This window comes from Pelagerythrobacter aerophilus (genome assembly GCF_003581645.1).
GTDB lineage: Bacteria > Pseudomonadota > Alphaproteobacteria > Sphingomonadales > Sphingomonadaceae > Pelagerythrobacter > Pelagerythrobacter aerophilus.
In genome coordinates, this window is record NZ_QXFK01000018.1 from 146290 (window position 1) to 165142 (window position 18853).

At 65.3% G+C, this 18853-nt stretch carries 16 protein-coding genes; 6 read left to right on the forward strand and 10 right to left on the reverse strand.

What is annotated here, in order from left to right; genetic code table 11:
• Positions 1–67: 67 nt before the first annotated feature.
• On the reverse strand, positions 68–532 hold the full coding sequence (locus tag D2V04_RS11555; protein WP_147391818.1) for a DUF805 domain-containing protein: 465 nt from the start codon (positions 530–532) through the stop codon (positions 68–70).
• A 455-nt stretch (positions 533–987) separates the two neighbouring features.
• Between D2V04_RS11555 and typA the strand changes: the two genes are divergently transcribed.
• Positions 988–2802: a translational GTPase TypA gene (typA, locus tag D2V04_RS11560; RefSeq protein ID WP_119513849.1), complete on the forward strand. Its 1815-nt coding sequence runs from the start codon at positions 988–990 to the stop codon at positions 2800–2802.
• A 19-nt stretch (positions 2803–2821) separates the two neighbouring features.
• On the opposite strand, the gene D2V04_RS11565 is transcribed toward typA, so the two are convergent.
• Positions 2822–3577, reverse strand: coding sequence for a hypothetical protein (locus D2V04_RS11565; protein WP_119513850.1), 756 nt, complete (start codon positions 3575–3577; stop codon positions 2822–2824).
• A 301-nt stretch (positions 3578–3878) separates the two neighbouring features.
• On the opposite strand from D2V04_RS11565, the gene putP reads away from it, so the two are divergent.
• Both putP and D2V04_RS11575 read left to right on the forward strand, forming a co-directional pair.
• Positions 3879–5357, forward strand: a complete 1479-nt coding sequence (gene putP / locus D2V04_RS11570) for a sodium/proline symporter PutP (protein WP_119513851.1) — start codon at positions 3879–3881, stop codon at positions 5355–5357.
• Between the two features lie 67 nt (positions 5358–5424).
• Positions 5425–6093 carry an extensin family protein gene (locus D2V04_RS11575; protein WP_119513852.1) on the forward strand — a complete coding sequence of 223 codons (669 nt, stop codon included), beginning with the start codon at positions 5425–5427 and terminating at the stop codon, positions 6091–6093.
• Between the two features lie 12 nt (positions 6094–6105).
• Here D2V04_RS11575 and D2V04_RS11580 read toward each other — a convergent pair whose 3' ends face one another.
• The 7 genes from D2V04_RS11580 to D2V04_RS11610 form a co-directional block, all read right to left on the reverse strand.
• A complete protein-coding gene (locus D2V04_RS11580; protein ID WP_119513853.1) occupies positions 6106–6708 on the reverse strand; it encodes a response regulator transcription factor in 603 nt (200 codons plus the stop codon).
• 176 nt (positions 6709–6884) lie between these two features.
• A complete protein-coding gene (locus tag D2V04_RS11585) occupies positions 6885–7634 on the reverse strand; it encodes a proteasome-type protease (RefSeq protein WP_119513854.1) in 750 nt (249 codons plus the stop codon).
• A complete protein-coding gene (locus D2V04_RS11590) occupies positions 7634–8452 on the reverse strand; it encodes a transglutaminase family protein (RefSeq protein WP_119513855.1) in 819 nt (272 codons plus the stop codon). The genes D2V04_RS11585 and D2V04_RS11590 overlap by 1 nt, the downstream gene beginning before the upstream one ends.
• 3 nt (positions 8453–8455) lie before the next feature.
• Entirely contained in the window at positions 8456–9400 is a 945-nt protein-coding gene (locus D2V04_RS11595) for an alpha-E domain-containing protein (protein ID WP_119513856.1), read from the reverse strand.
• 16 nt (positions 9401–9416) lie between these two features.
• Positions 9417–10844: a circularly permuted type 2 ATP-grasp protein gene (locus tag D2V04_RS11600; RefSeq protein ID WP_119513857.1), complete on the reverse strand. Its 1428-nt coding sequence runs from the start codon at positions 10842–10844 to the stop codon at positions 9417–9419.
• Positions 10845–10915: 71 nt separating this feature from the next.
• Positions 10916–11689 carry an esterase/lipase family protein gene (locus D2V04_RS11605; protein ID WP_119513858.1) on the reverse strand — a complete coding sequence of 258 codons (774 nt, stop codon included), beginning with the start codon at positions 11687–11689 and terminating at the stop codon, positions 10916–10918.
• A gap of 71 nt (positions 11690–11760) precedes the next feature.
• On the reverse strand, positions 11761–12303 hold the full coding sequence (locus D2V04_RS11610; RefSeq protein ID WP_119513859.1) for a DUF3617 domain-containing protein: 543 nt from the start codon (positions 12301–12303) through the stop codon (positions 11761–11763).
• 102 nt (positions 12304–12405) lie between these two features.
• Between D2V04_RS11610 and uvrB the strand changes: the two genes are divergently transcribed.
• The 3 genes from uvrB (at position 12406) to D2V04_RS11625 (ending at position 16765) form a co-directional block, all read left to right on the forward strand.
• Positions 12406–14592: an excinuclease ABC subunit UvrB gene (gene uvrB, locus D2V04_RS11615; RefSeq protein WP_119513860.1), complete on the forward strand. Its 2187-nt coding sequence runs from the start codon at positions 12406–12408 to the stop codon at positions 14590–14592.
• 113 nt (positions 14593–14705) lie between these two features.
• Positions 14706–16202 (forward strand): S10 family peptidase, encoded by a 1497-nt coding sequence (locus tag D2V04_RS11620; RefSeq protein ID WP_119513861.1) that lies wholly within the window; start codon positions 14706–14708, stop codon positions 16200–16202.
• 32 nt (positions 16203–16234) lie between these two features.
• Positions 16235–16765 carry a hypothetical protein gene (locus D2V04_RS11625; RefSeq protein WP_119513862.1) on the forward strand — a complete coding sequence of 177 codons (531 nt, stop codon included), beginning with the start codon at positions 16235–16237 and terminating at the stop codon, positions 16763–16765.
• On the opposite strand, the gene D2V04_RS11630 is transcribed toward D2V04_RS11625, so the two are convergent.
• Positions 16677–18830: a protein-disulfide reductase DsbD family protein gene (locus tag D2V04_RS11630; protein WP_324186886.1), complete on the reverse strand. Its 2154-nt coding sequence runs from the start codon at positions 18828–18830 to the stop codon at positions 16677–16679. The genes D2V04_RS11625 and D2V04_RS11630 overlap by 89 nt on opposite strands.
• Between the last annotated feature and the right edge of the window lie 23 nt (positions 18831–18853).

Consider the following 18853-nt stretch of genomic DNA (forward strand, 5'->3'; position numbering starts at 1 on the left):
TTTTCATTTCACCGGCGCCTGGGCTGTGCCTTTCGAGTCACACTGTGGGGCGCCCCCACCGGCGAGCTCAACTGAACACACCCGCAATATCCTTGCCGTAGACCGGGGGCCCGAACCGGTTCTCGGCCCTTTGTCCGGGAATGCTCATAACCACGAGATAGGCAAGCCAAGCGATCAGATTGAGCACGATAAGAGCGCCGCAAACGGCCCAGACCCAGTGCCCGGAGAACCCCAGATCGTGCAACCGCCGCGCGGTCAGCGAAAGGCCGGGAACAAAGTTCCCGAGGAAGAAGATTCCCCAGCAGCCGGCGACTATCATCCCAATCTTCTCTCCGACGAACGCGGAGTTTCCGATAAGCGCCAAGGCGACACCGATCATGAAGATCGTCAGATAGCCCGCAAGTAGGAAAAGCGAGTACATCCAGAATTCCAGCGGGGCGGAACGCCCGTCGAAACGAGCGTAACGCCGCAGCGGAACGACTGCCCACTTCCACCATTGCCCACGCGTCGGCAGCTTTGCGCCGGTTCTCACCGTCTTGCCCTTTCAGCCTGGGGCGAAATTAAGCTCGAGAAATGGCAGCAGGCCAGCGATTATCCGGCACGCTCGCCGTTCAGGCGGGCTTATTCGAACACGTCCGGCGTGGCGGCTCCCTTCGGGTCCTTGAGCAGCAAGAACATCCAGTGCATCGGGAACCCCCTCTTTCCTCAACGACCCTCATCCGCAAGGCATCACAAAGCGCGCGGGGCGGCAAGCAAAAAGCGCGGCCGAATGTAACACCATCCACCGCTCATGCTGTGTCCAGACGATCGTTCCGTCATTCAGCGCAGCCTCCGCCAAGCAGGCGACACTCACCACAAACGAGGCACCTTGCCGCATTGCAGCATATCCGCTAGGGCGCGCGCCAGTTTGGGTCGGGCTCGCGGAGTCCACGGACTCGCACAGAACCAACGACCCGCCCCGTACCTCAATTCTTAAGGCTTCCGCCCATGTCCCGCGCCCTTCGCAACGTGGCCATCATCGCCCACGTCGACCACGGCAAGACCACGCTTGTCGATCAGCTTTTCCGCCAGTCCGGCACTTTCCGCGAGAACCAGCGCGTGGAAGAACGCGCGATGGATTCCAACGATCTGGAGAAGGAACGCGGGATCACGATCCTCGCGAAGTGCACCAGCGTCGAGTGGAATGGCACGCACGTCAATATCGTGGACACACCCGGCCACGCCGACTTCGGCGCCGAGGTGGAACGCATCCTCAGCATGGTCGACGGGGTGATCCTGCTGGTCGACAGCGCCGAGGGCGCAATGCCGCAGACCAAGTTCGTCACCGGCAAGGCGCTCGCGCTCGGCCTCAGGCCCATCGTGGTGGTCAACAAGATCGACCGGCCCGACGGACGCCCCCAGGAAGTGCTCGACGAGGTATTCGACCTCTTCGTCAGCCTCGACGCGACCGACGAGCAGCTCGACTTCCCGGTCCTCTACGCGAGCGGCCGTGACGGCTATGCGAGCAACGATCAGGAGGCGCGCTCCGGCACGCTCGATCCGCTGTTCGAACGGATCGTCAACCACGTCCCCGCCCCGGGCCTGGACGAAGATGGGCCGTTCACCTTCCTCGCCACGCTGCTCGACCGCGACAACTTCATGGGCCGCGTGCTCACCGGCCGCGTCCAGTCGGGCACGGTAAATGTCAACGATCCGATCCATGCGCTCGACATGGACGGCAACGTGATCGAGACCGGGCGTGCGACCAAGCTGCTCGCCTTCCGCGGGCTCGAGCGGGTGCCGGTCGATAGCGCGCGTGCGGGCGATATCGTGGCACTCGCGGGGCTGGAGAAGGCGACCGTCGCCAACACCATCGCCGACCCTGCCGTGAAGGAGCCGATCGCGGCACAGCCGATCGATCCGCCGACGTTGGCGATGCGCTTCTCGGTCAACGACAGCCCGCTTGCCGGGCGCGAGGGGAGCAAGGTCACCAGCCGCATGATCCGCGACCGCCTGCTGCGCGAAGCGGAAAGCAATGTCGCGATCCGCGTGACCGAGAGCGCCGACAAGGACAGCTTCGAAGTGGCCGGCCGCGGCGAGCTCCAGCTCGGCGTGCTGATCGAGACGATGCGGCGCGAAGGGTACGAGCTCGGCATCAGCCGCCCGCGCGTGCTGTTCCGCGAGGAGAACGGCCAGCGGCAGGAGCCGTACGAGACGGTCGTGATCGACGTCGATGACGAATACTCGGGCACCGTCGTGGAGAAGATGCAGCGCCGCAAGGCGGATCTCGTCGAGATGCGCCCCTCCGGCCTCGGCAAGACCCGCATCACCTTCTCCGCGCCAAGCCGCGGCCTGATCGGCTATCACGGCGAATTCCTGTCCGACACGCGCGGCACCGGGATCATGAACCGCCTGTTCGAGAAATACGACGCCTACAAGGGTCCGATCGAGGGCCGCCAGAACGGCGTGCTGATCTCGATGGTCGCGGGCGAGGCGGTGCCCTATGCGCTGAACGCGCTCGAGGAGCGGGGCGAGCTGTTCATCGGCGGCGGTGCCAAGATCTACGAAGGCATGGTGATCGGCGAGAACGCCAAGCCCGACGATCTCGAAGTCAACCCGATGAAGTCGAAGCAGCTCACCAACTTCCGCTCCACCGGCAAGGACGATGCGATCCGCCTCACTCCGCCGCGCCGGATGAGCCTGGAGCAAGCGATCGCCTATATCGACGACGACGAGATGGTCGAGGTCACCCCCTCCAGCATCCGTTTCCGCAAGGCGATCCTCGATCCGCACGAGCGCAAGAAGGCCAAGCGGAAAGCCTAACCGGGCCGAGCCCGTTGGGTCAGGTCACGAGATACAGCTCGCCGATCGCCAGGGCGGCATAGAGCGCTGCGCCACCGAGGAACGGCAGGAAATAGCTCCTCCGTTCCTCGGGCAGTTCTTCCTTGAGCACGACGAGCACGATTCCGCCGCCGACGAAGGCGAACAGACTGCCGACCACGAGGGCCGGCAGGGCAAACATCAGGCCCGCCGCCCAGCCGGCCAGCGTCGCCGCGGCCAGAATCCAGCGCCCTTGTCTGTGATAGAGCTCGGGGTGATGGTTGCGGGTGCCGTAGTCGGCCGTCGCGAAATGCAGGACCATCGCACCGAAGTAGAGCGCGAGGCCGGGCAGACTCTCATCCTCCCGATGGTTGAGAAGGTAGGCGATGATGAAGATCAGCAGCGCGCTCGCGCCGATGTGCAGCCGGAACATCCCATGCGCCGGTCTGTCGCGGCCCTCCGTCGTCCGCCGTTCGCCTCGCGAGACGACGATCGCCCGTTCGGTCCCGTAGAATAGCGCCAGTCCGGCCAGCGCAAGCGCATAGACCATTGCCTCGGCCACCGGTGGTGCAAAGCCTGTCGACGCTGCGAAGGCGGCCCCGTGCGCGCCGAGTTCGGGCATTATGTGGAGAAAGACGTAGCCGACCGCCACTCCGCCCGCAAAACTGAGCCAGCGGCTTCGCGGCACGACGTCGAGAAAGGCCAAATTCCCAACGAACAAGTGCACCGCGGCGAAGCCGAGCGCCATTGCGAACGTCAGGACGACGATCGGGTTCATCGGGTGCGAACGGACCTGGAGGCGTGTCGAGGCGGAAATGCAGGCGAAATCGGCATGCGCAAAGGTCTCCCGATCGAGTGCAGCGAAGCGAGGTCTGCGTTCCTATACCCGATCCCGTGAGCCCGGACCCTTTTTCCGGTAAATTTCCCGTCCCGCCGAGAATTCACATCGCCCTAGCATTCTTTCGATGTGCCCGGCCGCAGGGAAACAATGCTCGCTCGACAAAGCTCAAGCATTCGGTTCCTTCCAAATTTCCGCACGCCGGTGGCAATCCGTCTGCAACGTTGTTACGTCGACGTCCATGCAGACGGGAACACTCATTTCACTCGCACTCTATTTCATCCTGATGCTCGGCATCGGACTCTATGCCTGGAAGAAGTCGACCGACACTTCCGAAGGCTATTTGCTCGGCGGACGGCAGCTTCATCCGGCGGTCGCAGCACTCAGCGCGGGTGCGTCGGACATGTCGGGCTGGCTGCTGCTGGGGCTCCCCGGTGCGCTTTACGTGGCGGGACTGGTCGAAGCGTGGATCGGCATCGGCCTGTTTGTCGGCGCCCTGGTCAACTGGATCGTCGTCGCACCGCGTCTACGCCAGCAGACCATCGATTACGGCAATGCGCTGACGATTCCTGAATTCCTCGCTAACCGTTTTCCCGACCGGGCAATCACCCTGCGCGTGATCTCGGCGATCATCATCGTCGTGTTCTTTACCGTCTACACCGCGGCCGGGCTGGTCGGCGGCGGCAAGCTGTTCATGACCAGCTTCGCCAGCGCATTCGGCGATATGGGCATGAGCGATTACATGTTCGGTGTCCTGCTGACCGCAGGCGTGGTGCTTGCCTACACCATGGTCGGCGGTTTTCTCGCCGTCAGCCTGACCGACTTCGTGCAAGGCTGCATCATGGTCGTGGCGCTGGTGATCATGCCGCTGGTGGTGATGTTCGGGCCTGGGGGAAGCGCCGGCGAATCTCTGACCCTTGTGCAGCCCGGGTTCCTCGATATCGGCTACGGCCTTACGTTCATCGGCTTCCTGTCGGCAGTGACCTGGGGCCTCGGCTACTTCGGCCAGCCGCACATCATCGTCCGCTTCATGGCGATCCGCAGCAAGAAGGACGTCGCCGTCGCGCGCAACATCGGCATGACCTGGATGTTCATCTGCCTCATCGGCGCGCTCGGCGTCGGCTTGGCAGGCCGGGCCTACGTCGCGCGCAACGGCCTCGCGATCGACGATCCGGAGACGATCTTCATCGTCCTCGCCAACCTGCTGTTCCACCCGCTCGTCACCGGCTTTCTGCTGGCAGCCCTGCTGGCGGCAATCATGAGCACGATCAGTTCGCAGCTCCTGGTCTCGTCGAGTTCACTGACTGAGGACTTCTACCGTCTGTTCCTGCGCAAGAATGCGAGCGAGCGGGAGATCGTCAACATCGGGCGGCTCGCCGTGCTACTGGTCTCCGTCGCCGCCATCATTCTTGCATCGGATCCCGAAAGCCAGGTCCTCGGTCTCGTCTCAAACGCCTGGGCCGGCTTCGGCGCCGCGTTCGGGCCGCTGATCGTCCTGTCGCTCACCTGGAACCGGATGACAGGCACAGGTGCCGCCGCAGGGCTCGTCACCGGTGCGGTGGTGGTGATCGCGTGGATCGCGCTCGGCTGGAACACGAGCTTTCTGGGCGGGGAAGGCGTTTACGAGATCATCCCGGGCTTCATCGCATCGTGGCTGGCAATCTGGGGCGTGAGCCTCGCCACGGCGGCCTCCGTACCGCGTCCGGTATCGGCAAGCTGATCAGCGACGGCGGAGCACCTATGCCGGCAAGGCTGGATTAACCATCGGGGCGGCAGGGATTTCGGCAATGCGTCGCGCGATCCTTTCCTGCCTTGCCCTGCTGGCCCTCGGCGCCTGCCAGGTCCTGCCCGAAAGCCGCAGCCCGCAGCGGCCGCGCCAGCCATCGAGCGGCACGACGGTCTCGCCCAGCCCCGCCGCACGGCAATGCCTGGCCGATCTCGGCGCGACCGGTGCGGGCTTCAGCCCGCTGCCCGACCGCTATGCCGACCAGGGCTGCTCATTGCTCAACACCGTGGATCTCACCCGGTTGCCGGGGGACCGCGGCACGTTCGCTGTCTCCAACCTCGGCCCCGTAGCTTGCCCGACCGCGACGGCCTTCACCGCCTGGGTGCGCTACGGCGTCGACCGCGCCGCGCGTATTTATCTGGGCAGCCCCATCGTGCAAGTGGAGACGATGGGCAGCTACGCTTGCCGCAACGTCGCCGGCAGCTCGCGGCGCTCCGCCCACTCCCAGGCCCAGGCGATCGACGTCTCCGCGTTCGTGCTCGCCGACGGCCGGAGAGTGAGCGTACTCGACGACTGGGACGAGGGAACGTCTGCCGAGCGGGAGTTCCTGCGCATCGTCCAGCGCAGCGCGTGCAAGCGGTTCGAAACCGTCCTTGGCCCCGAATACAACGCCGCGCACCGCAATCATTTCCATCTCGAGCGAGGCGGCGACGGCGGATTCTGCCGCTGAGCGGCGGCGCGGTCATTTTCTCGCGTCGAGTCTGATCCGCACCGCATCGGCCGGATGCCTGGCTCCGAGCTTGGCCATCATATTCGCGCGGTGGATCTCGACCGTACGCGGGCTGATGGCGAGCTCACGGGCGATGGCCTTGTTGCTCAGGCCGTCGGTCAGCAGATCGAGAACTTCCCGTTCGCGCCGGGTCAGCCCGCCGATATGGCGGCGCGCTTCGGCAAGCCGCCGCTGCGTCGCCGCATGATCCGGCGCTCCGGCTGCCGCCCGGTCGATCGCGTCGGCCAGCGTTTCGCGTGTCACGGGCAGATCGAGGTAGTCGAACGCCCCACCCCGGATGGCAGCGACGACCCGTGCGGTTTCGGGCTCCACCGCGGTCGCGATCACCGGCAGCCAGACGGATTGCCGGGTGAGCCGCCGAATACCTTCCGCGATGCCGCCCCACCGGTCGCAATCGCGGACCAGCAGGAGCCCGCGATCGGGCTGTAGATCCGCCACCTCGTCGATCGCGGCATAGACTTCCGGACGATGGTCCAGCGCCGCGGCGGCGCGGGCGATCTGCGCGCGCAGATCGTCTTCCGGTTCGACGATGTGAATGATCTGCTGCCCGGCCATGCGGCGCAGCGATGCACCGAAGTACCGCCCTGGGCGGCATCACAGTCGCTCTGTTTTCAAGATTTTAGATAGCTACGATCACGTAGGCCGGTCGCCGGGCAGGTGGCACGCCGTACCGCCGGCTTCAATCCAGAATGGATGTATCAACTACGTGCTGCCACGATCCGTGGCAGCGCCTATTCGTCGCCCCCATAGAAGCTGTAGTCCGGCAAGGCGTGGAACGCCTTGCGCAACTCGTCGCCCCAGCTCGAGGAAATCGCCTCGAAATAAGGATCATCATGCGTGATGCGGCGCGCATGCGTGGCTTCGAATCCGTCGCGCGCGATCACCAGCAGATCGAGCGGCAGGCCGACCGAAAGATTGGCCTTGAGAGTGGAATCGAACGAAACCATCAGCAGCTTCACCGCATCCTCGAAGCTCATCGCGCGGTCGTAGCCGCGGATCAGGATCGGACGGCCGTACTTCGTCTCGCCGATCTGGAAGAAAGGCGTGTCGAAACTCGCTTCGATGAAGTTGCCCTCGGGGTAGATCAGGAACAGGCGCGGCTCCATGCCCTTGATCTGCCCCGCGAGAACGACCGACGCGGTGAAGCGGCCCCGTCCGCGATCGCCATTCGCCTCCTGCCGTTCCTCGATCGTGGCGCGCAGCAGCCGGCCGATCTCGGTCGCCACCTGAAACATCGTCGGCGCTTCGAGCAGCGAGTTGTGCCGTTCCCCCGGGACCTTGATGCGTTCCTCGAGGTAACTGATCACCGCCTGCGTCGTGGCGAGATTGCCGGCAGTCATGACCGCGAGCATCCGCTCGCCCGGTTTCTGCCAGTGGAACATCTTTCGAAACACGGAGATGTTGTCGACGCCCGAATTGGTGCGCGTGTCGCTCATCAGGACGAGCCCTTTGTCGAGCACCATTCCGACGCAATAGGTCATTACTGCTGTTCCATCTGCTGCTGTTCGACCGCCACATCGACGTGGAGATCCTCGCTGGCAACCCCGAAGCTGACGCCCGTGACCGGAGCAGCATCGCGGTAGTCGAGGCCCGTGGCAACGCGAACGTAGCGTGAATCCGGACTGATCCCGTTGGAGATGTCGAACCCGACCCACCCCAGTCCTTCGACGTGCGCTTCGGCCCAGGCGTGGGTCGCTTCCTGATGGATGCGGTCGTTCATCATCAGATAGCCGCTGACGTAGCGCACCGGAATATCGAGGGTGCGGGCGGCGCCGATGAAGATGTGCGCGTGATCCTGACACACGCCGCAGCCGGCCTCCGCAGCTTCCTCGGCGGTAGTGGTGACGCCGGTCGATCCCGCGCGATATTTGACCGTCTCGCGGATGCGGTCCGAAAGGGCATGGAGGAAGTCCAGCTTACGATCGGGCGCGCATTCGAGGTCGCGCAGCAAAGCGCGCACTTTCGCACCCGGCTGCGTCAGGCGGGTCTGCGCCGAGAAGCTCCACAGCGGCAGATGGCCGGAATGCTGGCCGATGACGCCGGCCTGGTCCTGCGTATCGACCACACCGCTGCAACTGACGACGACTTCCCGCGCGCCCTGTTCGATGGAGATCAGCGTCACTGCGTTGCAATGCTGGTCCTCGTAGGTGAGTTCCGGGCGAGCATTCTCGTACTCCATGTTCCACGACAGAACCGCCTGGCCCTGAGTCGCCTTGGGCATCATGCGCAGCCGCTGGAGCGCATGCACCACCGGTTCGGCGAAGGCGTAGCGGGTTCTATGGCGGATCGAGAGGCGCATCGGTCAGCTCAGGAACCGGTAGTCTTCGGCGATCGCGTCGGCGATGGCGCGATTGCAGGTGATGAATTCCAGCAGGAAGTCGTGCAGGCCCGTCTCGAAGATGCTGTCGATCGTGAGATCGGCAATGCGCGTGGCGCTTTCCCGCATCAAGGCATTGCTCTCCCCCTCGGCACCATGAAGCCGCGCCAGTGCCGCCAGCTCGTCGCGCAGGGCCGAATGGCAAAAGGCGATGCTGCGCGGGAAACGGTCGTCGAGCACGAGAAATTCGACGATCCCGCGCGCGTCGATCTGTCCGGCGTTGAGCCAGCGAAACGCGCGGTCGCCGGAGACGGAACGGAGCACCTGATCCCACTGCCCGGTGTCGAGGCTCGACCCGACGTAGGACAGCGAGGGCAGCAGCAGGTAGTACTTCATGTCGAGAATGCGGGCGACGCAGTCGGCGCGTTCGGCGAAGGTGCCCGCGCGGGCGAAGTGGAACCCTTCGTTGCGCAGCATCGATCCATTCATGGCGCCGTGCACCGCGGTGCCAGCACGGCGGATGATCTGCACGGCCTCCCCCACGCTGCCCTGCGCTACCGGGCGGGCGAGGAGCCCCGAGATCTCCATCCAGCTCTCGTTGATCGCTTCCCATAGCTCGCCGCTGATCGCGTTGCGTACCGCGCGCGCGTTGGTCCGTACCGCGCCGACCAGGGCGAGCACGCTCATTGCGTTGTCGGGGTCGCGCAGGAGGTAATTCCATGCCTGGTGCCCGGTGTAGGTGCCGTGCTTCGCCTCGTAGCCGCTACGCTGCCCGAAAGCCTCCACCACGGAGCGCCATTCCTCTTCGGCCGTGGCAACATCGCGGGTGAGCGCCATGTGAAAGCCCGCCTCCAGCAAGCGCGCGGTATTCTCCGCCCGTTCGAGGTAGCGGAACATCCAGAAGAGGCCGTGTGCGGTGCGGCCTAGCAAGGCGGGGCCCTCCGCATCAGTCCTTGAGCACCCAAGTGTCTTTCGTGCCCCCGCCCTGGCTCGAATTGACCACCAGCGAGCCCTTGCGCATCGCCACGCGGCTGAGTCCGCCGGGGACGATATCGATGCCTTCGGGCGAGACGAGCACGAAAGGCCTGAGATCGACGTGCCGCGGGGCAAGACCGCGCCGGGTGTAGATCGGGCAGGTCGATAGCGAGAGGGTGGGCTGCGCGATGTAGTTCTGCGGGCTCGCCTTCAGCTTGCGGCGAAAAGCGGCCAGTTCGCGCTTCGAAGCGGCCGGGCCGACTAGCATGCCATAGCCACCCGAACCGTGGACTTCCTTGACCACCAGTTCCTCGAGATTGTCGAGCACGTGGGCAAGGCCCTCCCGATCGGCGCAGCGCCAGGTCTGGACGTTGGGCAGCAGCGGCTTCTCGCCGGTATAGAACTCCACGATCTCCGGCATGAAGCTGTAGATCGCCTTGTCGTCCGCCACGCCCGTGCCGGGGGCATTGGCAATGGTAATTCCGCCCGCGCGATAGACGTCCATGATGCCCGGCACGCCAAGCACGCTGTCCGGATTGAAGGTCAGCGGATCGAGGAAATCGTCGTCCACCCGGCGGTAGAGCACGTCGATCGGCTCATATCCACGCGTCGTACGCATGGCGACGCGGCCGTCGGTCACGCGCAGGTCGCTGCCCTCGACCAGTTCGGCGCCCATCTGATCGGCAAGGAAAGCATGCTCGAAATAGGCGCTGTTGTAGATGCCCGGGGTCAGAACCGCGACCGTCGGCTTGCATTTCGCCGCCGCCGGCGTGCAGGCCGCGAGGCTCTTGGCCAGCCGCCGCGGATAGTCCGACACGGTACGCACCGGCACCCGCGTGAAGAGCTCGGGGAACATCGCCATCATGGTTTCGCGGTTCTGCAGCATGTAGCTGACCCCCGACGGCGTGCGCGCGTTGTCCTCCAGCACGAAGAACTCGTCCGGGCCGGTACGCACGAGATCGATGCCGACCACGTGCGTGTATATCTCGCCGGGTGGTGTGAACCCGACCATGTTCTGCAGCCAGGCGGGATTGTCGCGCAGCAGCCTCTCGGGCAGCACGCCGGCGCTGACGATCTCCTGGCCGTGATAGAGATCGTGGATGAACGCATTGATCGCGCGCACGCGCTGCTCGATCCCACGCGTCAGACGGCTCCACTCGGCCGCCGTGATGATGCGCGGTACCATGTCGAATGGGATCAGCCGCTCCTCGGCCTCGTTCTCCCCGTAGACGTTGAACGTGATCCCGGTGCGACGGAACGCGATCTCGGCTTCGCGGTGCTTGCGCGAGAGGAAGGCCGATTCCTGCTGATCGTACCAGTGGCGATATTCCTGGTAAGCCGGCCGAACCGCGCCGTCGCTGGTCCGCATCTCGTCGAATCTGCCATCGGCCTCGTACATGAACCTCCTGGATCGATGTCCGGTGCGGTTCACGTCCCACGACAGGCCGCCCCCATCGTTTAGGAAAAGGCTCAGTCGGCTTCGAGTTCCCGCAGGACGGCGTGAATGGCCTGGGGCGACGAGGTAAAGCCCAGGTGGGTACAGCGCAGCGCCACGGCCCGGTCGCGCTCGCTCTCGCGGCCGCGCGCGCTGCGCGGGCTGACGATGCCGTCGCGCGGGCTCCACAGGGCGACGGTCGGCACCGGCGGCTTCTCGCGCAGGTTGGCTTCGATCGGCGGCTGATCGACGCGGTGTCCGGTCACGAACTGATAAGCGCGCCAGGCGTTGTTGGCGCGCGGATTGCCCGAGAAGGGGGATCCCATGGTGATCACCTTCGCCACCAGCTCCGGGTGACGCTTGGCGATCTCGCGTGCGAAGAGACCGCCGAGGCTCCAGCCGACGAGATAGACCTCCCGGCCGTAGCGCTCGTGCACCTCGATCAACCGCCGCTCGAGGTACTGAACGTTCTCTTCGGTCGGCCCGAAGTTGAAGCCCAGGCCCCAGCGCTTGACCTTGTGCCCCGCCTGTTCGAGCAATCGCGCCATGTAGCGCATGCGGACCGGGTGCGTGGCAAAGCCCGGCAGCAACATGACCGTGCGGCAGGCAGAGGCATTGGGGATATCTACGCGCCGGAACGGCCGGACGACCGGCTCCGCCAGATGGGAGAGCTCGCCGACAAGATACAGGAGCTTCGGGCCGCCGTTCGCCTCGGGGTCCGGCTCGCGCGCCAGCTCCCAGCGCAGGGCCAGTTCCTCCCGCGTAGTGGGGAGCTGTGCGAACGAGGAAGGGGCCGGTAGCGTTGCCATCAAAATGTAACTTATGCTCATTTGGCTAACGCTGGCTGAACGGCGGCGTTCCACCCCCGACTTTGCGTTACCTAGGGACAGTCGCCGATCCGCTCGGACACGACTTCCATCGTCATGCGCATCTCGCCGCCTGGAATCGCTCCCGATTGCTGGCTCATGGCCATCCGCATGCGGCTCCGTTCTTCCTCAACGGTGCCGTTGATCGTCATCTCCGCATCGACCCCGCCGGGCCCGCCGCAGGTGAGCGCCGCGTCGAGGTCCTTACCCGCCGCTTCGAAGCGCGAAAAAGAGCAGGTTATGCCGTCCTGCCCCTCGCCAAGCTGCTTGACCACGCGCCGGAAGCCTTCCTCGGCCTCGGCTTCGGTCAGGCATTGGGTCCGCGGCTCGCCCTGAAGGCCGGCAGCCATGTCGCGCATCCGGGCCGCCTGTTCCGGCGGAATGCCGGGAATTTCGAAATCGATGACTTCGGCGCTGCTGTGATAGAGCCCCGGGCGCGGCTTCACCAGATTGTCGGCCGCCTTGATGACATCCTCGGCCGTCTTCGGCTGATCGGGCTCGCTGCCGCAGGCCGCAAGCGCAAGCGCACTGCCGGCAACCATGACCATTGCACGCATTCGATCGCTCCTTGCTGGATCCCCTTGTTCCCCAAGCTATCAAGCAGGACGCAGCCTGCCAAGCGCTTGCCGTCCGCCCCTTGCTCGCCCATATCCCGGACCATGGCCGAACTCGTTATTCGTAGAGGACTGGAAGAGCCCGACACCTCGGGAGGCTTCACACCGCACAAGCCGCAGCGGCCTGAAAAGAGCATGGGCGGCCGCAGGTTCGAACTGGTATCCGATTACCAGCCATCGGGCGACCAGCCGACCGCCATCCAGGAACTGGTAGGGGCCGCGAAGGAGGGGGAGCAGACGCAGGTTCTGCTCGGCGTTACCGGCTCCGGCAAGACCTTCACGATGGCCAAAGTGATCGAGGAGTTGCAGCGCCCGGCCCTGGTGCTCGCGCCGAACAAGATCCTCGCGGCCCAACTCTACGGCGAGTTCAAGAGCTTCTTCCCGAACAACGCGGTCGAGTATTTCGTCAGCTACTACGACTACTACCAGCCCGAGGCCTACGTGCCCCGGTCTGACACCTACATCGAGAAGGAAAGCTCGGTGAACGAGGCGATCGATCGGATGCGCCACTCGGCCACGCGCGCGCTGCTCGAACGTGACGACGTGATCATCGTCGCCTCGGTCTCGTGCCTCTACGGCATCGGTTCGGTGGAAACTTATTCGGCAATGATCTTCGACCTCAAGAAGGGCGAAACGCAGGATCAGCGCGAGATCATCCGCAAGCTCGTCGCGCTGCAGTACAAGCGCAACGACGCCGCCTTCGCCCGCGGCAACTTCCGCGTGCGCGGCGACAATCTCGAGATATTCCCCAGCCACTACGAAGACATGGCCTGGCGGGTGAGCTTCTTCGGCGACGAGATCGAGGAGATCAGCGAATTCGACCCGCTCACAGGCACCAAGGGCGCGAGTCTCGACAAAGTGCGGGTCTACGCCAACTCGCACTATGTCACGCCCGGCCCGACGATGAAGCAGGCGATGGAGGCGATCCGCTTCGAGCTTGAGGAACGCCTGAAGGAGCTTCACGCCGAAGGCCGGCTGCTCGAAGCGCAGCGGCTGGAGCAGCGGACCAACTTCGACCTCGAGATGATCGCCGCCACCGGAAGCTGCGCCGGTATCGAGAACTACAGCCGCTTCCTGACCGGCCGCCTCCCCGGCGAGCCCCCGCCGACGCTGTTCGAGTATCTGCCGGACAACGCGCTGCTGTTCGTCGACGAGAGCCACCAGACGGTGCCGCAGATCGGCGCGATGTCGAAAGGCGACCACCGGCGCAAGATCACGCTGGCCGAATACGGCTTCCGGCTGCCAAGCTGCATCGACAACCGTCCGCTGCGCTTCAACGAGTGGGACGCGATGCGCCCGCAGACCTTTGCCGTTTCGGCCACCCCGGGCGGTTGGGAAATGGAGCAGACCGGCGGCGTGTTCGCCGAGCAGGTCATCCGCCCGACCGGCCTGATCGACCCCCCGGTGGAAGTGCGCCCGGTGGAGGATCAGGTGCAGGATTGCATCGCCGAAGCCAAGGCAGTCGCGGCCAAAGGGTACCGTACGCTCGTCACCACCCTCACCAAGCGCATGGCGGAGGACCTGACCGAGTTCATGCACGAGCAGGGGGTCAAGGTGCGCTACATGCACTCGGACGTCGAGACGCTCGAACGCATCGAGCTGATCCGCGACCTGCGCCTGGGCGTCTATGACGTGTTGATCGGCATCAATCTCCTGCGCGAAGGGCTCGACATTCCCGAATGCGGGCTGGTGTGCATCCTCGACGCGGACAAGGAAGGCTTCCTCCGTTCGGAGACCAGCCTGATTCAGACCATCGGCCGCGCCGCGCGCAATGTGGACGGCAAGGTCATCCTCTACGCCGACCGGATCACGGGTTCGATGGAGCGCGCCATGGCGGAAACCGAACGCCGCCGGGAGAAGCAGCGCGCCTACAACGAGGAACACGGGATCACCCCCCAGACGATCCGCCGCCAGATCGCGGACATCGTCGCGCATACGGCGGCGCAGGACGGGGTGACGATCGATACCGGCGACGCGGAACGCAACAATCTCGTGGGCCACAACTTGCGCGCCTATATCGAGGATCTGGAGAAGCGCATGCGCGAGGCAGCCGCCAACCTCGAATTCGAGGAAGCCGGCCGCCTGCGCGACGAGATCCGCCGCCTGGAGCAGGACGAACTCGGGCTGCCGGACAGCGAGAAGAAGGCGCCCCTCGTCGGCCGCAGCAACGAGGGCAAGCCGGGCACACGCAAGCTCCGCTACGGCAAGACGCAGCGGAAGTGGGGGCGGTAGCAGCCCCGGGGCGATAGCGGGATCGGCGAGCAGAGCAGTTCGTTCGTCGATCCCTGTCGATGATCCATCACGAATTATTGCATCTTGCGGGTCGGCTGCCCTAGTAGCCCCCGATGATTTTCCGAACCTTGCTTGCGGCAACCGCCGTTCTCGCCCTTTCCTCTCCCGCCGTCGCCCAGACGGATGAAGCCGAACCGGCCCCGAAGGCAGAAACGGCGTACGAAGCGAATTCCGCTTCGGAGACGCTCAGCGGTACCTTTGGCGGACGCTCGATCCACTATACCGCGACGGTCGAGGAACAGCTGCTCAAGGGAGACGACGGCACGCCCAAGGCGGCAATCGTCACGACTTCCTACATTGCGGAGCCACGCGATCCGTCGCGGCCCGTGACGTTCCTGTTCAACGGCGGCCCCGGTTCCGGCTCGGTCTGGCTGCAGATGGGCGCGTTCGGGCCCAAGCGGGTCGCCATTCCGTCCGATGCGCGCGACGATGGCGCCCCGCCCTATCCGATCCTCGACAATCCCGATTCACTGCTCGACGTGACCGATCTGGTCTTCATCGATCCGGTCGGCACCGGCTTCAGCCACACGATCGGTGATACCAAGGGCGAGGATTACTGGGGCGTCACCAAGGACGCCAAGTCGGTCGCCCGGGTGATCCGGGACTGGCTGAGCAAGAACGGCCGCTGGAACAGCCCGAAGTTCCTCGGCGGCGAGAGCTACGGCACGACGCGGTCCGCAGCGGTCGTCCACGAGCTCGAGGGCGCCTATAACGACGTCTCGCTCAACGGCGTGATCCTGATTTCCACCGTGCTCGACTTCGGGGCGGGCGCCGAAACCGAAGGCGCCGAGCTGGGCTATATCACCACGCTGCCATCGATGGCTGCGACGGCGCTCTATCACGGCAAGGCGACGGCGCCATCCGTCGAGCAGTTCGTCGAGGAAGCGCGCCAGTTCGCGATCGGCCCCTACGCCGCCTTCCTGCTCAAGGGTCAGAATGCGAGCGCTCAGGAGCGCGCTGCGGTTCGCGCCGAACTCGCACGCTTCACCGGGCTTTCCGAAGAATTTCTCGAGCGGGCGGACCTGCGCGTGTCATCCGGCCGGTTCTACAAGGAACTGCTGCGAGATCGCGGCCTCACCGTGGGCCGCCTCGACAGCCGCTACACCGGCGTCGATTACGACAATGCCGGCGAGCATCCGGACAATGATCCGAGCTTCTACGGTATCGATGGGGGCTATACCGCCGCAGTCAATCACTTCATGCGCGACACGCTGGGTTACCAGACCGAGCGCGATTACGTGACGATCGGCTACGTCGGGCCGTGGGACTGGCGGCTCGAGGGCGGACGCGACACCAACGCCTATCTCAACGTCGCCCCCTATCTCGGCAAGGCGCTGCGCGAGAATTCGGGCATGCGCATCTTCGTCGGCCAGGGCTGGTACGATTTCGCAACCCCCTTCTTCGCGGCCGAATATGCGCTGACCCGCACCGGTTTCCCGCAGGATCGGATCGTGTGGCACTACTACGATTCCGGCCACATGATGTACGTGCGTGACGAGGACCGCCGCAAGCTGTCGGAAGACGTTCGCGCCTTCATCCGCGCGCGCTGAAGCCGTTGCTCGGCCGCTTTACCACTTCTGCCGTGCTGATCGCGCTGGCCGCGTGCAAACCGCCTGCGACCGAAGACTACGTGGCCCGCGTCGAGCTCGACAAGGCACGCCCCTTTGCGAGCGAGCCGATCCCCTCCCCCGACACCGACGGGGCTCTTTGGGCGGAAAGCGACCGGCCGGGCCGCATCCTGTACGGCAAGCCCGGGGAGGCCCCGCTGATGGCACTCGCCTGCGAGCAGGGCGAGCAAGGCCAGCGTGTCCACATCACCCGCTTCGCTGCGGCCGATCCGGAAGCCAAGGGGATTCTCGCGCTTATCGGCAACGGTCACGTTACACGGCTGCCGGTCGACGCGACGTGGAACGGGCGGGCGTGGCTGTGGGAGGGTTATGCCGCGGCCGACGATCCCGATCTCGAGGTGTTGACGGGCCGGCGCAAGGTCGAGGCGACCGTGCCCGGCGCGGGATCGGTTGATCTCAATCCGAGCGAACGCCCGCGGCACCTGATTGAGACGTGTCGTGGAGAACGTTCGCCGGACGAGCCGGTACCGCCTGAGCCAGAGTGACGAGCGCATCGGGCCCAAGGACCTGCGGTAGCTGCCGCCCTTCTTCTCCCGGCGCATACCAGAGATAGAGCGGCACGCCCGCCGCGCCGTGATCCGCGAGGAACTGGGTGATCGCCGGATCCCGGCGTGTCCAGTCGCCTCGCAGCGTTATCACACGCGCCTTGACGAAAGCGTCGCGCGTGGCTTCGCGCTCGATCGCGACACTTTCGTTCACCTTGCAACTGACGCACCAGTCGGCGGTGAACCAGACAAACACCGGCCTGCCGCTGGCGCGGGCTTCGGCGAGCGCATCCTCGCTGAATTCGACCGGATCGAGAAGGCTCTGGGCCACTTCCACTTCCTCGCTTGCGAGGTTCGGCAGGAAACCGATGCCGAGCGTGGCGACAAATAGTATCGCGACAAACGCTGCCTGGCGTATCGCCCCGGTCCGGCGGCCCGCGACGAGCAGGATGGCGAGGACGATCGCCATCAGCCCGGCCGCGCCCCAGCCAAGCTCATCACCGCCGAGACGGAAGCAGAGCCACAGCAGCGCGAGTGCGGTGAGCCCCATTGGCACCGCCATGACCTTCCGGAAGGTCTCCATCCACGCACCCGGCCGGGGCAGCATTCGCCGCAGGGCCGGAATCAGGCCGATGGCGAGGAACGGCAGCGCCAGCCCAAGACCAAGCGCAGCGAACAGCAGCAGCGCTTCCAGCGGCGGCAGGATCAGTGCCGCTCCCAGCGCGGCGGCCATGAAAGGTCCGGTGCAGGGCGTCGCAACGAAAGCGGCAAGCAGGCCGGTAGCGAAAGCTCCCGCAGGCTCGCCGCCGCGGGTCAGCGCGATCGAGGGCAACTCGAACAGTCCGGCAAGATTGGCGGTGATAGCCGTCGCAAGCACGAGCAGCCCGATCACCACGGCCGGTTCCTGCAACTGGAAGGCCCAGCCGACCGCTTCGCCTGCCGACCGCAGCGCCAGCAGCAGTGCCCCAAGTCCGACGCAGGCAACCAGGACCCCGGCAGTATAGGCAAAGCCTTCGCGCCGTGCGTTGGCCTGGCTTTCGCCTGCCCGGGCGAGACTCAGCGCCTTGAGGCTGAGGATCGGGAATACGCACGGCATCACGTTGAGGAACAGTCCGCCGGCAAGCGCTCCCAGGACCAGCAGCCACAGCGCCGGTGTATCGGGCGCAGCAACCGGCTTACCCGCGCTCGGGACCGCGCCAGGAACCGCGGTGAAGCGCACCCCCACGTCACGCGAAAAGGCGAGAATGCCCTCGATTCGCTGCGGCGTGGGTTCACGCACGATCTCCGACGGGAGATTGAGCTGATCGAGCGGTACTTCCGCGACGAGCAGATCGCCATCGCGGAAGAATGTCTGTTCGTCCGCATAGGCTAGTCGCCTGCCCTTGCCGAACTCCCGCTCTTCCACGAAGACGTGCGGATCGGATAGCTCCATGTCGGCCGGCAGTGGAATGCCGATGCGCAGTCGCTCGTCCTCGACGGCGAAGTTCGCCCGGCTGTCGAGCATCGGCGCGATCTGCGCGCGCCAGCGGATGAAGCGCGGATCCTCTTCGGCCGCCGTCGGATCCAGCTCCAGCACCGCCCGCTGCGGCACGCAAATCTTGTCGGTGCAGGCGAGATAGTCGGCTGTCACCGAAATCGGTTCGAGTTCCTCGAGATTCGCGCCGCGCGGCACCCGGATCGGCACGAGGACAGCGTAGCGGCCCTCGTAGACATGGTTCATCAACCCGCCGAGCACCAGGCGGTGCGGCACGGGGTAGAGCGGCTCCCCCGCCGACCAGCCGCGCGGCAGTTCCCACGCGAGCTCCATCCCCAGCCCGGCATCCCCGGGATTCGACCAGTAGCCGTGCCATTCGTCCGAGCGGGGTGTGAAGCGTAGCGCAACGAGCCACTCGCCACCCGCCTCCGGCGGACCATCGGCGAAGATTTCCGCGGCGATGTTATCGTCGGTCACCTGCGGCTGGGCGTCCGCCCGGCCGGCTACGAGAAGCGCGAATACGGCGAGGAGCGCCAGCGCGATGGATGCGAGCCAGGTTCGCGCTCCGCCCATTGTCCTTGCCTCGGTCACGGGCGCCGTCCTAGGACGGCGCG

What these genes read in the sequence shown, in the direction of transcription:
- typA (WP_119513849.1), top strand. Translation starts at nt 988, where the DNA reads ATGTCCCGCGCCCTTCGCAACGTGGCCATCATCGCCCACGTCGACCAC.
- D2V04_RS11565 (WP_119513850.1), bottom strand. Translation starts at nt 3,577, where the DNA reads ATGAACCCGATCGTCGTCCTGACGTTCGCAATGGCGCTCGGCTTCGCC.
- putP (WP_119513851.1), top strand. Translation starts at nt 3,879, where the DNA reads ATGCAGACGGGAACACTCATTTCACTCGCACTCTATTTCATCCTGATG.
- D2V04_RS11575 (WP_119513852.1), top strand. Translation starts at nt 5,425, where the DNA reads ATGCGTCGCGCGATCCTTTCCTGCCTTGCCCTGCTGGCCCTCGGCGCC.
- D2V04_RS11580 (WP_119513853.1), bottom strand. Translation starts at nt 6,708, where the DNA reads ATGGCCGGGCAGCAGATCATTCACATCGTCGAACCGGAAGACGATCTG.
- D2V04_RS11585 (WP_119513854.1), bottom strand. Translation starts at nt 7,634, where the DNA reads ATGACCTATTGCGTCGGAATGGTGCTCGACAAAGGGCTCGTCCTGATG.
- D2V04_RS11590 (WP_119513855.1), bottom strand. Translation starts at nt 8,452, where the DNA reads ATGCGCCTCTCGATCCGCCATAGAACCCGCTACGCCTTCGCCGAACCG.
- D2V04_RS11600 (WP_119513857.1), bottom strand. Translation starts at nt 10,844, where the DNA reads ATGTACGAGGCCGATGGCAGATTCGACGAGATGCGGACCAGCGACGGC.
- D2V04_RS11605 (WP_119513858.1), bottom strand. Translation starts at nt 11,689, where the DNA reads ATGGCAACGCTACCGGCCCCTTCCTCGTTCGCACAGCTCCCCACTACG.
- D2V04_RS11610 (WP_119513859.1), bottom strand. Translation starts at nt 12,303, where the DNA reads ATGCGTGCAATGGTCATGGTTGCCGGCAGTGCGCTTGCGCTTGCGGCC.
- uvrB (WP_119513860.1), top strand. Translation starts at nt 12,406, where the DNA reads ATGGCCGAACTCGTTATTCGTAGAGGACTGGAAGAGCCCGACACCTCG.
- D2V04_RS11620 (WP_119513861.1), top strand. Translation starts at nt 14,706, where the DNA reads ATGATTTTCCGAACCTTGCTTGCGGCAACCGCCGTTCTCGCCCTTTCC.